Genomic DNA, 14,516 nt, shown 5'->3' on the forward strand with positions numbered 1-14,516 from the left:
AAAGACAATGATTCAAGGATTGAATACCACCAACTATTCCGGCGAAGTGCTGGAAACCGTGCTGACTCTTGCCGCAACAGGCAACGAATTGGTAAGCAAGGGGCTGATAATGGTTATCCCCGGAGTAAACAGCTCAATCAGTATTCCCCGCGTAAAATCGGGCAAGATGCTGCAGAAGCGTAAGGAGGACCCGCAGAAGTCTGACAGCAAGGGCGATTTCACGTACAGCGAGAAGAAGCTGACGCCAAAGGACATGATGGCCTTTACACTGTTCAACCCCCGCGCGTTCGAACATATCTGGCGCGAATACCAGCCCACGGGCAATCTCGTGTTCCGCCAGCTTCCCGCCAACGTGCAGAATATCCTGCTCCAGGAACTTCTGAAACAGGTAGGCAACGAACTGGGCTATCAGTACATCAACGGTGAGTACGGCGATTCCGACAGCCAGCTGCTGGACGGCATCCTGACACAGGCAGCCAAGGATGCGGACGTTGTGAAAGTGAAAAGCGTCGGTACGACGATGTTGCAGCGCCTGAAGGAACTGAGAACACAGATTCCGGTAACCATGCGCAACAATCCCAACCTGCGTATCCTGATGAGCGTGGAAGACTTCGACACATACGATGACGAGCTGACGCAGCTTGCCAACAAGGGTACCGCCCCCACGGATGTCAACCAGGAACGTTACAAGGGCATCGCCATCGAAGTGCTGACACAGTGGCCGGCCAGCCTGGTCGTGGCTACCCTGTGCGACAGCGGGATGAACGGTAACCTGTTCGCAGCAGTCAGCCTGCAGGACGACGAGAATGTCATCCTCATTGACAAATGGGCGAATGCCAGCGAGATGTATTTCTTCAAAATGCTTATGAAGGCCGACACCCAAATCGGTTTCGGTGAGGAGTTCATCGCATTGGACTGGAGAGACAAAGGGGCTTTTGTACCTGCCGAAGAGACTGAAGACCTGGAAGAAGGATAAGGGGGGATGACTATGGCAAAAAAAATATTGGTGACAGTCATTGTCCTTTCCGCTTTCCGGGACAAGTTCGACCATAAGACGCAGTACCCGGCAGGCATGGAACTGCAGGTCGATGAAAAGCGTGCAAAAGACCTGGTAAGTCGCGGGCTTGCCAGACTGAAAGAAAGCGAGTCCGAAGAGCCGGAGCAGCCGCAACCGGCAAAGCCGGAAGCCGTTCCCGAATCCCCGGATTCCCCCATAGCTCCGGCAGACAGTAATAACCCTGAAAAAAAGGAAGAGGATGAGTGCCAGAGGACTGAGAAACAATAATCCGGGTAACATCCGCCTCTCTGCCACTACCGTGTGGCAGGGAGAAATCCGCCCTTCACAGGACAGGTCGTTCTGCCAGTTCCGGAGTATGGCATACGGCTACCGGGTATTGATTAAGCTGCTGCAGAACTACCGCCGCAACAGTGGCTGCCGTACGATAACGGATTTTATCAACCGTTGGGCGCCGCCCGTGGAGAACAACACTTCCGGCTATATCAGCCGGGTGTGCAGGGAGATGCAGGTACCGGATACCTACGTGCCTGATGTAAACGACAAAGCGAGCATGTGTGCTTTCGCCGCAGCCATTTCACAGGTGGAAAACGGAGTGCCGGCAGTCATGGCGGATGTGGAAGCGGGATGGAAACTGCTTTAATGATTGGTAATTAACGATAATTAATCGGAGAAATGGACGTGCTTTGGAATATCATAATGTATGCGGTGCCCGGCGGCTTTGCCGTACAGGCTATAAACTGGTACCGCAACCGGAAGTTATCCAAGGCACGCCAGGGAGGCGACATCGATGCCGCCTATCTGGACAATATCAATATGCTCCGTGAAGAATTAATAAAGATTCAAGATGAAAACAGAAAACTATACAGGGCCATCGCCCGACTCGATCGCACGGTGGCTCGCGCTACTGCTTGTCGTCACTGGGATGATTGCCCTATCCGCGTCGAGTTGCAGAAGCCCGCAGAAGATACGGAGCAGCCACGCCCTAAAAGACAGTCTGGCAAGCAAAAGCGGGTTCGCTCTCCTGCAGGAAGCCGTACCGCCCAGCGTAGCGAAGACGAAATTCCCGGTGAATTTGTTGGAGACGATACCGGTGGGCACAGGCTTTAGCAGCCGCAGCGGGCAGGCCACCGTCAATGTCACCCGGATATCGGAGGACAGCCTGGAAGTGACCGCCACCTGTGACAGCCTGGCCCGCCAGGTACTCATCCTTACGGAAGAAAACACGCGTATACGGGGGGAACTCATGGAAGAAAAAGAAAAACCGCCTCCGGAAGTGGTACGTGAGCCTACCGGCCTGCAATGGTTCCAGATATGGGCGGGACGGGTCTCACTGCTATACCTTGCTTTCCGCCTGTTGAAAAGGCACCTTACAAAAATCCTTTAAACAGCATTCGAATGGATATTAAAGAACAAAAAACAGTATCGGAAAAAACGGTGGCGGGAACAGCCGACCGACCGGAACCGGACTTTCTGGAACAATACCGGAGATGTTACCCGCGTGCGAAGAAATTCCATGTCACAGGCGACGGCCTTGTATTCCCGGACGATAAGAAAGCCGCCGAGGCGCACCAGAGGTGCATCGGACGCGGCGAGTTAAGAACCTATTAAATGAGAAGACAATGAACTTACCAAACGTAAAGATAACAATCGGCAGCGGCAGCATGGGCCGTGTCACGCTGTCGGATGACGGCATCGCCGGCATGGTACTTACCGGTACCGCAGTTGCGGAGAAGCTGGAACTGAACAAGGCCTATGTGCTCGGCGGCATGACGGACCTGAAGAAATACGGCATCGAGGAAAAGACGAACCCGCTGCTTGTCAAGGAGCTTACCGCATTCTACACGGAAGCCGGCGAAGGCGCGGAACTCCACCTGCTCGTGGTGAGCGAGGCCACCACCCTGACACAGATATGTGCCAGCACGGACGATTCCCCCCTGAAGAAGCTTATCAATTCCGCGGCAGGACGTATCCGCCTGGTGGGTATCAACCGCAATACCCCGGCCGCGTATGAGATGACCCAGGAGGAATGCATCGACGCGGACGTCATCACCGCCATTGCCGCCGCCCAGGCGGTTGCGGACGACTTCCTCGAGAAGATAGCCCCGTTCCGGGTGTTGCTTCCCGCAACCGGTTGGACTGGCGAGACCGACGGTCTGTACCAGCCCCGTGAAGGAAGCTACAACCGCGTCGCGGTCGTTATGGCCTCGGACGGCAAGGTGGGTGAAAGCAAGCTGTATTCCGCCGCAATCGGCCAGGTACTGGGACGTGCGGCAAAAATCTCCGTACACCAGAACATCGGCCGTGTGCGTGACGGCGCGATAGCCACTACGGGCTACATGACCGACGGCAGGACGCCGGAAGACCATTTCAGCCACCTGAACCTGCTGAATGATGCCGGTTACATCTTCTACCGTACCTATATAGGGAAGAACGGTTATTACCTGAGCGGCGACGGTACGGCAGCCCCCACGACCGACAGCTACTGTTACCTCAGCTCCAGACGTGTCATCGACAAGGCGGCCGTCATCGCATACCGTACTTATGTCGATGAAATCCTGGACAACATAGAGGTCGACCCGGATGCCGGTACCATTCCGACAGCCGTCTGCAAGTCGTTCGAGGCAAGCATCATCCGTGCGGTGAACACCAATATGAGCGGTGAAATCAGTTCGTTCACTGCCTATATCGACCCCTCGCAGAATATCCTTGCCAACGGGCACATGGAAATCACCTGCAAGATAGTCCCGCTCGCCACCCTGAGAGAAATCACCGTAAACTTATCACTTGAAAATCCTGCATGATTATGGGAACAGCAATAGGAACCGTTTTCAATTCCAGGGAATATGCCTGGATTGATGTGAATGTCGTAATGCTCGGGCGCGAGGTTGTCGGACTCCGCGGCATCGAGTACAAGTCCAAACGCCAGAAGGAGGCATTGTTCGCCGCCGGCAGGAAAGCCCGCGGTATCCAGATGGGCAAGAAGGAATACGAGGGCACGATAACCCTGCTGCAAAGCGAGCTTATCGCCCTGAACCGTGCCGCGCAGGAGAAGGGCTACGAGGATATCACCGATATCGATTTCGACGTGGTCGTCTCCTACGTACCTGACAGCGGCGTAGTCACGACCGACAAGGTGGTGAACGTATCCATTACGGAGATACCCCACGGCATGAAGGTGGACGACCTGCAGATGGAAATCGCCCTGCCGTTCATAGCCCTGGACGTGGAATATAACGTATTGTAGACCCCTCTAAACAATGAAGACAATGGAAAAACAGAAAGAAAAGACTATCGGAGAGAAGATTCAGGAGTGGAAAGACAAGTACGGCGATGTATACCGCGTGGATGTCGACGGCCATACGGCCTATCTGAAAAGGCCCGGCCGCAAGGCGCTGGGAGCGGCCGCCGTCCTCGGCAAGCAGGACCCGATGAAATACAACGAAGTGCTGCTCAGTAACTGCTGGCTTGAAGGTGACGAGGCTATCAAGACGGACGATGCCCTGTTCCTGGGCGTATCGGCACAGCTGGCGGAAATCATCGAGATAAAGGAGGCCACGCTAAAAAAGCTCTGAGCGGGACACGGGTCGGAAACGAGAGCGGCTGGCTGTTCCTGGCCGACACCCTTATCCGTGCCGTGCTCCACATGGACCCGACGGAACTTTCAGACGAGGAATGGGCGCACCAGGTGAGAATGGCGGAATGGGCGCTGGCCGTTATGCGGGCAGGGAAAATAGGATGACGTTCAAGGCTGCCAGGAACAATGCCGTATAGACCAGCCAGCGGTACCGGTACCACTTTCCCCCTTTACTGAGATATTCGGGCAGCGACCTTGCCATCGAGACAGGGACCAGTACCGGAATGGCTATGATAACCAGAGCCCATTTCAGGAAGGCCGGAGCCAGCCGGATTGCCCAGTAAGCCGAACCGGCGATAACGTAGATTGCAATAACAGTACCCAACATGGCAAATACACTTGAATATATTTTTAGTCTACAGGACAAGGTTTCCGCTAAGATAGGCAATATTACCGTAACTTCCGAGAGAATGCTGGGAAAATTTGCCGAACTGGAGAAGAAAAACCTTGGCGTGAACAGGACGTTCAACGAGACGGGGCGCACGTTGGGTGCCTTGCGCGAGAAGATTGCGCTGCTGCAGGCGGAACGCGAATGGATTCCCGCCGATAACATCGAAGGTATCCGGGCTTACAACCGGGAGATGAAGGCGCTCAACAGGGAGATTGACAGGCTGGAATCCCTTAACGGGGGGAAGTTCAAGAAATGGGGGCGTGAAGCCTTCGCCGCCATTCCCGGCAGTGACCTGATAAGCAACCCGCTGGTCGCGGCTTCCGCGGCTGTCGGATTTGCAGGAAAGTCGGCCATGAGCTTCGACGAAGGCATGGCACAGGTGAATATCACCGCCCAGCTGGAGGGCGAGTCGCTTGCGGAGCTCCGTAACAGGCTCAAACAGATTGCCAGGGACAACAGGACGGACATCCTAGTAGCTCCCGTGGGTTTTGAGAAGATAAACTCGCAGCTCAATGATGTGGAGCTCTCACTCTCCATACTGGACGCCTCGCTGAAAGGGAGCAAGGCCGGTTTTACCGACCTCGACACGGTTTCGGCGGCACTGGCGCAAACCTTGTCGATTGTCGGCAAGGAGAATGCTACGGCGATGGAAGTGCTCGACACGTTCTTTGCCGCCAAACGCGTCGGAGCCGGCGAGTTCGCCGATTTTGCCCGGTACATGCCCAATCTGATTGCCGGCGCCAGCAACCTGGGCATCGCCTACAAGGAGGTGGCCGGCACGTTTGCCTACATGACCGGAAAAGGCCAGTCGGCCGAACGCGCCGCCGTGCTTATGGAGAATGCCTTTTCCGTACTGGGACGCGCGGATGTACGCGGCAAAATGGAGAAAGCCGGCGTGAGGGTGTTCGATGATACCGGGAAGATACGCAGCATGGTGGACATCTTCTCGGACCTGCAAGGCGTCATGGGCAGCCTCAGTGACGAACAGAAGTCCTCGCTGCTTGAAAAGCTGGGGCTGGTCGATAAGGAAGCGAAAAGCGCTTTTGCCGTCATGATTTCGGACATCGCCAAGCTGCGCGAATCCATGGACGAGGTTTCCAGCTCCTCCGGTGAGACGGACAAAGCCATGAACTATTCCAGAAACACCATGCAGAAGGCTACCGAAGTGTGGAGCCAGTTCAAGAACATAGGCCTGAGTGTGGGCGAACTCGTATTGCCGCTTGTCAGCACCGGGCTGGATGTTGCAAGTATCGTCCTAAGCGGTCTATGTACGGTCGTGGATACTGTCGGCAGCCTGTTTGCCTGGTGGTATGCCCAGCTCCAGAACGGCAATCCCCTGATATGGGGGCTGACCGCCGCCATAGCGGCGTTGTCCGCCGGCCTGCTAATCAGTTACGCCCGTACAAAATCGGTCATCCTGCTTGAAAAGGCCAAGGTCGTATGGGACGGCATCCAGGCGGGCGCGACATGGCTCCTTACGGGTGCGCAGCTGGCCTTTAACACAGCCCTGTGGGCATGTCCACTGACATGGGTGGCGGCTGCCATAGGCGCAGTGGTCGCCGCCGTAGCCTACTGTTGGCAGAAATTTGAGGGATTCCGCAGGGTAATATACGGCTGCTGGGAGACCGTCAAGGAGTTCGGGCGTGTATTGCTCGATTCCATTGTGGCTCCTTTCAAGCAGGTATTGGGCGGTCTGGGCAAGGTATGTTCCGCCCTGGTAAGTCTGGTGAAAGGTAATTTCAAGGAGGTCGCCAAAGAGGCGAAAGCCGGTTTCACGGATATCGGCAAGGGCGTGCTGGGCGCCAATCCCGTATCTATCGGTATGGATATGAAGCGGAGGGGCGACTGGCAGGCTGCATGGGATAAGGGCACGCGGCGCGGAAGCGAGAGCTGGCGTGCCTCTCAGGATAAGAAAAACGGCATTGACGTTCCCGCCTCTCCGGTACCGGAAGTACCGGCGGCGGCCGCTACCCCGCAGGTGGATTACGACACCCTGATGAAAAAGCTTGCCGGCGGGAAAGGTTCCAAGTCCGGGAATGTCCTGGACCTGAACGATACCACCCGGAACTATAAGGAGTCTTCCGATTATACGGCTGCAACCGCCAGGCTGTCTCCCCTGCAGGTGAACTTCGCCCCCGGTGCTCCGGCCTCCGCTGCCGGTGTGTCCGGCAAGGGCATGGACGCCCGTTCACGCCTGGCGGATGCGGTGAAAGCCCCGGAGAACGCCCAGGAATACACTCCTGAGAAGAACGGCTACCTGCAGGACATCATGCTGAATGTGCGCAAGATTGCCGCCATGATGACCGTTCCCCTTGCCATGAATACTCCGGCACCTGCCGGCTCCGTATCCGACGCCTACGCGGTGCAGGACACGAAAGCCGTGGCGGAACAGGCAGGGTTCGGATACCGTGGCGAAAGGGAGCCCCGGACGATACGGATAGACCGCGTGTGCGACCAGATTACCATTCATGTACAGAATACTGACGGCAAGGGCATAGACACCATCCGGCAGGAGATTATCAACGTGCTGAACGAAATATACGAAGTGTAACTATGGGAAATTTCAATATAAAGGACATACTGCTGGACGTCATAGGCTACAAGGGGTTGCCCTATCCCGGCGTATGGCTGCCCGCGGCAGACCGTTCGGAACCCGGTGCCGAATATGAGTACGACGGGGAGGCGGCCGGTGAGAAGACGAATACGGATTTGGGTTCGGTCCTCCGTAAAAAGGACGCCATGGGAAGATATTATTTCATGCCCGTCGTTCTGGAACACAAGGGCAGGGAGTACGAGATACCCAACGCCGTCATATCCTTTACCGGGAAAAAGAATATCGTCGAAACTCCCATGGTAGGACGCAAGGGTTCCGTCAAGGAGCTTATCAGCTTGGACGACTACGAAATCAGCATACTGGGTGTCGCCCTGTCCGACGATTTTCCGGAGGCGGCCCTGACGGAGCTGAACGAACTTTACGGCATCAATGAATCCGTTATCCTGAAATGTGCGCTTACGGACATCTTCCTCGAGGAAGACGACCGGGTGGTTATCCGCAGCATGGACATATCGGACATGAAAGGGACCGAAACAGTCCAGATGTTTAAAATGGAACTGGTGACGGACCGCAGTTTTGAACTCATAATCAAGTAGGCCATGTTCGTGCTCTGTTCGGAAATAAGAATCGGGAATGTCTCTTTCAAGTCGGTACATGACGTACGGATAAAGAGAAGCATCTACAGCCTTGCCGCCACTGCGGTAATCAAGGTTCCGGTTACCGCCGTGCTGAAGCATACGGGAGAGGCGCCTACGTACATCGAGACGGCGCAGGCCGTCAAGGTAGGCGACCCGGTGGAAATCAAACTGGGGTACGACGGGAGCCTGAACACCGAGTTTGCCGGCTACGTGAAACGGCTGAACTATAAGGTCCCGCTTGAAATAGAGTGCGAGGACGAATATTACCGGACGCGCTCTGTGAACTGTGTCTTCTCCGGAAAGGAGACCACGTTAAAACAGTGTTTGAGCACCGTTTTACCGGAAATCAATACGGCGTATTGTACGGACCTTACGCTGAAGAACTTCGTCATCAACAACAAGCCCGGCAGCTGGGTGCTCGGGCTCTTGAAAAAGGAGTACGGCCTGGCCGTATTCTTCGACATGGACGGTAACCTGTACGCGGGCAAGGCGCACGAAGTGCAGGGCGAGACGGTGAAATACCGGCTCCGTTACAACGTCGTCAGGGACGATGACCTGAAATACCAGCTTGCGGAGGATGTGCGGCTGAAGGTAAAGGCCGTATGCTATTACAAGGACGGCACGAAGATAGAGGGTGAAATCGGCCAGGACGGCGGCGAGACGAAAACGCTCTACTATTATGACGTGAAGGACGCCGGCGAGCTGAAGGCGCTGGCCCGCGAAGAACTGGAACGCTACCGCTTCGACGGCTACCGGGGCAGGATTGAAACCTTCCTGGTTCCCTATGCACTGCCGGGCATGGTGGCGCAGCTGGATGACCCGGTTTACCGGGAACGCGGCGGGAGCTACTATATCGAAAGTACGGAGGTGACGTTCGGGACGGGCGGGGCGCGAAGGAAAATAGAAATCGGTATCAGGGTATGAACAGGGATATAGAGGAAATCAGACATGCCATTCACCGGCGGCAAGGCGGGGACACCGTTTTTCAGGCCGTCGTGACGGAAGTGGACGAAAAGGAGTTCACCTGTACGGTGCGGCGTGACGGCCAGGTCGACTATTTCGACGTCCGGTTGCGCGCGTTGGTCGATTCAAAGCTGCAGGGCTTTGCCTTTATCCCCAGGCTGCAAAGCACCGTCCTTGTATGCCGTATCGGAAATAGCAACGAGCTGTTCGTATGCCGGTTCGGTGAGATAGACGGGATTGTGCTTACCGCCGGCGACACGGAGCTGAAGGCGGGCCCCGACAACATCGACATCAGGAAAGGTGACAAGGTAAGCGTGCATATCGATGCGGACAGGCTGGAAGTGACAAACGGCCAGACGAAGGTCACCCATGAAGCGGAAGCCCTGACGCTCCTCTCGGACCGGACGACCGTGAGGATAACGACGGGCGGCCTTACCTTGAAGAAGGGCGGCTCGGGGCTGAAGAAAACGCTCGGTGACCTTCTGACAGCCATACAGAAACTGACGGTGACAACGGGTGTCGGCCCCAGCGGCCCGCCCATTAACATCACCGATTTTCAGAAAGTGCAGCAGGATTTGTCTAATTATTTGGAGGATTGACTATGCCATTGAACAAAGCGACTATCAAGGGAGAGGTTAAAAGCGCGTTTACGCAGGTGATGGACCAGCAGGGCGATGACCGGGACGGGGCTATCGACAAGGTTGCGGACAAGATTGCGGACGCCCTCATGAATGCAATCAAAAGCGCGCAGATAACTTATACGACCGGGCTTGTAGCCCCGGCAACGGGCGGACCGGTGACGGGAACATTCCAGTGTACAATATCGTAACAGGGAGGGTTTATGATTGATATCGGGCATACGGCTAACGGGGATATCGACCTGCAGGCGGGCGACATCCTCTATACGGAAAGTACGGGGCAGCACCAGCGGGACATACTGCTGGCGGATAAGGGACATTACAGGGAAAGCCCGGAAACGGGTGTAGGAGCCTTGGAATATATAAATGACAATGAACCGGACAGACTGCTGCGGAGTATCCGTAAGGAATTCACGCGGGACGGCATGAAGGTGTCGAAAGTCTCTTTGGATAATGTGGTGGCGGAGTATGAAGAAAGTAACGGTTAAGGCGAACCAGACGATATATGACATTGCCATAGAACAGTATGGCACCTGTGAGGCGGTGGGCAAGCTCATGCAGGATAACCCCGGAATGGGGAATGACCTACGGGCAGCGGCGGAAGCCGGCATCGGGGAAAGCGACGGCGGTTTCTATTTTGACTTGCCGCTGCCTGAGGGCAGCACGTTGCTTGTCGATACGGACAGCCGGCTGATTGAAAAGAATATCCTTCGGGAAATAGACAGGGACGTAACGACTTATGATTTGAAAGATTATGGCACGGACAATTAAAGAAATTCAGGACGCTATCATTTCGGTTTTCGAGACTGAGTCGGGGCTTACGCTCTCCTCATCGAAGGTGGCGGAGTGGCGGTTGTGGACGTATGTGTTTGCGGCGGCCATACATACGTTTGAAATTATCCTGGACATGTTCCGGGAAGAAGTGGACACGCTGGTTGAGAAGGTAACCCCGGGGACGGTGCGCTGGTACGCCGAGATGTGCTACCGTTTCCAGAACGGGCACGAACTGTCGTTCGACCCGGACAGGGCGATGCTCTATTACCCAGAGGATGACGAACAGGCGCGTATAGTTAAAGTGGTGGCTATACGCGAGGAAACCAACCGGCTTGTCATTAAGGCAGCCAAACAGGACGAGCAGGGGAATATCGTGCCGCTCTCGCTGGAAGAGAGGTACAACTTCGCCGGTTATATCGATGCCATAAAGTTTGCGGGTGTGGATACCAGCATCGTTTCCACGACCGAGGACAGGATACGTTACCGGCTGGAAGTCTATTACGACCCGGCCACTCCGCTGACACAGGTGAACGGGGACGTTCTCACGGCGCTGGACACCTTCAAGTCCTCGCTCGGGTTCGACTCCATGATTTACCGGCAACAGTTCATCGATGCGGTTATGGACGTGCCGGGAGTGACGACCTGTAACCTCCTGACAATGGAACGCAAGGGGGCTACGGATGAGGATTTCCTGCCGGTGGATATCTGTGCGGAACTGGAATCGGGATATTTTGAATATGACGGGGACAGCTCGCTTGTCCTTAAATCCGTAAAAGTATTGGAACCATGAATTTGAAAATGAATTGCAGGAACCTGTTCCGGCAGCTTTTGCCGCCACACAAACGGCAGCCGGTCCGTATAGGCTTCCTCTGCGTGTTCGCTTCCTTGCTTCAAAAACTGTTTGACAGTTTCACCGCCTGGCGTGAGGATACCCGGATGATGATAAATGTCAACTCGCAGGTAAAGGTCCTCGAGAGTTACCTGAGAAAGAAATACAATGAGCCGGTCGACATCAGGATAGAGACGTTCAACAACGGGCTGTTGCTGGTGGGGCTGGAAAGCGAGGGCCGGACAATGTGGCCGGAAATCAGCCTGGAGGACGAAAGGCAGACAAGACCCGTACCGCTGGAGAATGAGGTAAGGGACAAGTTCGAGGGGGTGAACTTCATCGTGTATATCCCTGAAGGCATAGACAGAACCCTGGTGGAAATCGATATAGAGAAATTCAAACAGGCATTAATCACCTATAAAATTATACAGCAATGAAAAGACATGTACAAGTGCCGGGTATCCGGCAATGGGCGGCGGAGGATTTTCTGGAATTGCAGTCCGAACCGCTGAAAGCTTTGGACGGCTTTTTTGAGGAATACGGTCCTTGTGTTATCAAGGGATGCAGGGCAACGAAGAACACCGACGGTACCTACAACCTGACGGCCGGGCTGGTCGCACTGGAAGGGACTGACGCCGATGGAGGCAACAGTTTCAAGGTCGTACCGTTTTCCGGTATGGTGGGTACTCCGATGCCCCTCTACCTGACATTGGCGAACTCGCCGGTAAAACGCCAGTATGTGGATGGGACCATGAAACCTATCGCTTACGAATACTACGCCGCAGCGAGCGTCGTCAAACCGGAGAATGTCCCTTTCCTAGAACTCAAGACAAACAGGCGAGGGACTTTCGTAGACGTGATTCAGGACAGCAGGCATGTGTTCCTTACGGCTGAGGAGCGCGACAGGCTGAACAGTCTGATAGGCTATACCCACTCGAAAACGCATCCGGCCTCGATGATTGTCTTTGACGACGGACAGACCCTGCAGGAGAAATACGACCTCTCGCAACAGGTGAGCTATGAATACACGCTGGAGGTGAACCCGGGCTCGCTCTCGTTCGGTGCAGGGGAAGAAGTGAAAGGGCTTTCCATTACCTCCTACCGTACGAAATACGTTGGTGGCGCTCCTACCGGAGAAACAGAACAGGTCGACTATACGGCAGCCGTAATTTCCGGTACCGATACATTCTCCATAGAGGACGTGGCGGTGACGGCCAAAGAGAACAATACGGAATCGGAACGCAGCGGCTCGATTCTGGTAACGCAGGAAGGCTCGGACAAGACGGTGACCGTCTCACTCAGCCAAGCGGCCGGTGAGGTCACATGGGAATACAGCTTCACAGTAGTTCCCACAGTGCTGGACTTCGGCAGCGCTGCCGCTTCGAAGGACGTGGTCGTCACTTCAAACAAGCAGAAGAAGATTAACGGCACCGATTCGGGAAGCCCTGTTTCTGTCGGTTTCAGCCCGGTCGTTACGGCAGGTTCCGACGCGTTCTCGGTCAGCGGTATTACTGTTTCCGCCAGCGAGAACGGTACGGAATCCGGACGTAGCGGCACTGTGACGTTCACACAGGAGGAAAGCGGGAATACGGTGGACGTCTCACTTAGCCAGGCGGTCGGCGAGGTCACATGGGAATATACACTTTCCGTTGCCCCGGAAACACTTTCATTTGACGCCTCTGGTGGTACCCAAGACGTTTCGGTCGTTTCGTACAAACGCAAGTATATCAATGGTAGCTATACGGGAGAACAGGTAAACGTGGGTTGTTCGTCTTCCGTTACCGGTACAGGATTTAGTACCTCGGGGACTTCGGTGATTGCAGGGCAGAACAACACGCTCTCCGATAGGGGCGGAACAGTTACTTTCATACAGTCGGAAAGTGGGAAAAAGGTGTCTGTGTCACTCTCGCAGACCAAAGGTACGGAAGGTTGGAACTACACGTTTGAAGTCAGCCCGTCCTCACTCTCATTTGATGCCATAGGCGGTACGAAACAGGTTTCTGTGACTTCGTACAGGCGCCAGACGGTTAACGGCATTGAAAACGGGGTGCAGGAGAACGTCGGGTATTCTTCTTCAGCTTCCGGGGACGGATTTAGTTCTGACGGAACTGCGGTGACGGCAGCAGAGAACCAGGCAACTGATACCCGAAATGGTTATATAACTTTCACGCAGAATGACAGTGAGAAATCCATGCAGGTCTCTCTATCCCAAGCAGCCGGAATTGTCACTACTGAGTATTACCTGGCAGCTAATCCGGACGAGATAAGGTTTCATAATGGCATAGAAGGGGATGCTGTTTCAGAAATAACCAGCGAACTGCGGACGGTAGTTAACGGGCATGTCATAATTGGCAGAAGGGAGGTAGACTGGACATATGAGACTTATTATGCATCTACCCAGGAAGGAGACCCGGAAGGTTCTATTGATGTTTACAAAAAATCAACCGGTATGCGGTTTATTTATCAGGGGCAGGATATCACATGGATGGACCAAGGGACTAAAATGGGGTGCAGAATCACTCAAAAAGAAAGCGGTAAGGAGATAGAACTTGATGTGCAAATTGTTGGCTGATAAGAAAAATAAGCAACCGGGCAAGACTATCTGTCCGGTTGCTTATTTAATTATTAACCTTGTGTATTTTGTATTAACTTGAATATTCCTCTATCTTAACCACATACCTAAAACCTTCATCTTTTTCTGGAGATATGGAAACAATCTCGTATACAGTCAGCCAAAGGTCCATTTGGTCGTAAAAATATTCCCCTTCTGTATCACCTTTCCTGAATCTGAATGTATCTGTAAAATCTTCGTCTATGTCCGGTCCGCCAGTATTGTATCTGCGAGAGCCTTTAAGTGTTATATAAACGTCAGAAGTCAAAGGATACTCGGCAGTAACAAAATAACCGGTATAATGACTCTGCGGTTTGAAAATGATAGTATTTATTATCACCTTTTCCTGTAACAGATTTACTGATACCTGTTTTCCGCTATTGTTTTGTGTGAAAGTGACAATCCCCCTACGAGTAGCCTCTGTTGAGGTTGCTTCCGCTGTCACAGAAGTTCCGTCAGAACTAAA

General features: G+C 54.2%; 19 protein-coding genes and 1 pseudogene. 18 read left to right on the forward strand and 2 right to left on the reverse strand.

From position 1 onward, the window contains the following. Positions 1–7: 7 nt before the first annotated feature. From C233_RS0118400 to C233_RS0118445, 8 genes and pseudogenes are all read left to right on the forward strand, one after another. Positions 8–955, forward strand: a pseudogene (locus tag C233_RS0118400) (hypothetical protein); the annotation flags it as partial. A 33-nt stretch (positions 956–988) separates the two neighbouring features. Further along, entirely contained in the window at positions 989–1,285 is a 297-nt protein-coding gene (locus C233_RS22870; protein WP_018669004.1) for a hypothetical protein, read from the forward strand. Next, positions 1,257–1,658: a structural protein P5 gene (locus tag C233_RS0118415; RefSeq protein ID WP_018669005.1), complete on the forward strand. Its 402-nt coding sequence runs from the start codon at positions 1,257–1,259 to the stop codon at positions 1,656–1,658. The genes C233_RS22870 and C233_RS0118415 overlap by 29 nt, the downstream gene beginning before the upstream one ends. 282 nt (positions 1,659–1,940) lie before the next feature. Next, positions 1,941–2,402 carry a hypothetical protein gene (locus C233_RS24910; protein WP_244149083.1) on the forward strand — a complete coding sequence of 154 codons (462 nt, stop codon included), beginning with the start codon at positions 1,941–1,943 and terminating at the stop codon, positions 2,400–2,402. Positions 2,403–2,413: 11 nt separating this feature from the next. Then, positions 2,414–2,626: a hypothetical protein gene (locus C233_RS0118430; protein ID WP_018669008.1), complete on the forward strand. Its 213-nt coding sequence runs from the start codon at positions 2,414–2,416 to the stop codon at positions 2,624–2,626. 11 nt (positions 2,627–2,637) lie between these two features. Next, positions 2,638–3,819: a DUF2586 family protein gene (locus C233_RS0118435; protein ID WP_018669009.1), complete on the forward strand. Its 1,182-nt coding sequence runs from the start codon at positions 2,638–2,640 to the stop codon at positions 3,817–3,819. A gap of 2 nt (positions 3,820–3,821) precedes the next feature. Then, positions 3,822–4,262 (forward strand): hypothetical protein, encoded by a 441-nt coding sequence (locus C233_RS0118440; protein ID WP_034778326.1) that lies wholly within the window; start codon positions 3,822–3,824, stop codon positions 4,260–4,262. Between the two features lie 22 nt (positions 4,263–4,284). Continuing rightward, the gene (locus C233_RS0118445; protein ID WP_018669011.1) at positions 4,285–4,590 is read left to right on the forward strand and encodes a hypothetical protein; all 306 of its coding nucleotides are present in this window, start codon (positions 4,285–4,287) and stop codon (positions 4,588–4,590) included. 141 nt (positions 4,591–4,731) lie between these two features. Here C233_RS0118445 and C233_RS0118450 read toward each other — a convergent pair whose 3' ends face one another. Continuing rightward, positions 4,732–4,980 carry a hypothetical protein gene (locus tag C233_RS0118450; protein ID WP_018669012.1) on the reverse strand — a complete coding sequence of 83 codons (249 nt, stop codon included), beginning with the start codon at positions 4,978–4,980 and terminating at the stop codon, positions 4,732–4,734. On the opposite strand from C233_RS0118450, the gene C233_RS0118455 reads away from it, so the two are divergent. From C233_RS0118455 to C233_RS0118500, 10 genes are read left to right on the forward strand one after another with little or no spacing between them, the layout of a single operon-like run. Continuing rightward, positions 4,979–7,594 (forward strand): phage tail tape measure protein, encoded by a 2,616-nt coding sequence (locus C233_RS0118455; RefSeq protein WP_018669013.1) that lies wholly within the window; start codon positions 4,979–4,981, stop codon positions 7,592–7,594. The two genes, C233_RS0118450 and C233_RS0118455, sit on opposite strands and share 2 nt — an antisense overlap. A 2-nt stretch (positions 7,595–7,596) precedes the next feature. Further along, a complete protein-coding gene (locus C233_RS0118460; RefSeq protein ID WP_018669014.1) occupies positions 7,597–8,193 on the forward strand; it encodes a DUF6046 domain-containing protein in 597 nt (198 codons plus the stop codon). A gap of 3 nt (positions 8,194–8,196) precedes the next feature. Next, the gene (locus tag C233_RS0118465; RefSeq protein WP_018669015.1) at positions 8,197–9,159 is read left to right on the forward strand and encodes a hypothetical protein; all 963 of its coding nucleotides are present in this window, start codon (positions 8,197–8,199) and stop codon (positions 9,157–9,159) included. After that, a complete protein-coding gene (locus tag C233_RS0118470) occupies positions 9,156–9,797 on the forward strand; it encodes a hypothetical protein (RefSeq protein ID WP_018669016.1) in 642 nt (213 codons plus the stop codon). The genes C233_RS0118465 and C233_RS0118470 overlap by 4 nt, the downstream gene beginning before the upstream one ends. Before the next feature lie 2 nt (positions 9,798–9,799). Then, a complete protein-coding gene (locus C233_RS0118475) occupies positions 9,800–10,027 on the forward strand; it encodes a hypothetical protein (RefSeq protein WP_025069105.1) in 228 nt (75 codons plus the stop codon). Between the two features lie 12 nt (positions 10,028–10,039). Further along, positions 10,040–10,324, forward strand: a complete 285-nt coding sequence (locus tag C233_RS0118480; RefSeq protein ID WP_018669018.1) for a hypothetical protein — start codon at positions 10,040–10,042, stop codon at positions 10,322–10,324. Next, positions 10,305–10,607, forward strand: a complete 303-nt coding sequence (locus C233_RS0118485; RefSeq protein WP_018669019.1) for a hypothetical protein — start codon at positions 10,305–10,307, stop codon at positions 10,605–10,607. Before C233_RS0118480 ends, C233_RS0118485 begins: the two co-directional genes overlap by 20 nt. Continuing rightward, positions 10,591–11,400: a hypothetical protein gene (locus tag C233_RS0118490; RefSeq protein ID WP_018669020.1), complete on the forward strand. Its 810-nt coding sequence runs from the start codon at positions 10,591–10,593 to the stop codon at positions 11,398–11,400. Before C233_RS0118485 ends, C233_RS0118490 begins: the two co-directional genes overlap by 17 nt. Further along, positions 11,397–11,876 (forward strand): hypothetical protein, encoded by a 480-nt coding sequence (locus C233_RS0118495; protein ID WP_018669021.1) that lies wholly within the window; start codon positions 11,397–11,399, stop codon positions 11,874–11,876. Before C233_RS0118490 ends, C233_RS0118495 begins: the two co-directional genes overlap by 4 nt. Further along, complete coding sequence (locus C233_RS0118500; RefSeq protein ID WP_018669022.1) at positions 11,873–14,011, forward strand: BACON domain-containing protein; 2,139 nt, start codon at positions 11,873–11,875, stop codon at positions 14,009–14,011. Before C233_RS0118495 ends, C233_RS0118500 begins: the two co-directional genes overlap by 4 nt. Positions 14,012–14,084: 73 nt before the next feature. Here C233_RS0118500 and C233_RS24605 read toward each other — a convergent pair. Next, positions 14,085–14,516, reverse strand: a 432-nt coding sequence (locus C233_RS24605; protein ID WP_026314922.1) for a hypothetical protein, incomplete at its 5' end; no start/stop codon positions are given.

It is taken from the genome of Bacteroides gallinarum DSM 18171 = JCM 13658 (genome assembly GCF_000374365.1).
GTDB lineage: Bacteria > Bacteroidota > Bacteroidia > Bacteroidales > Bacteroidaceae > Bacteroides > Bacteroides gallinarum.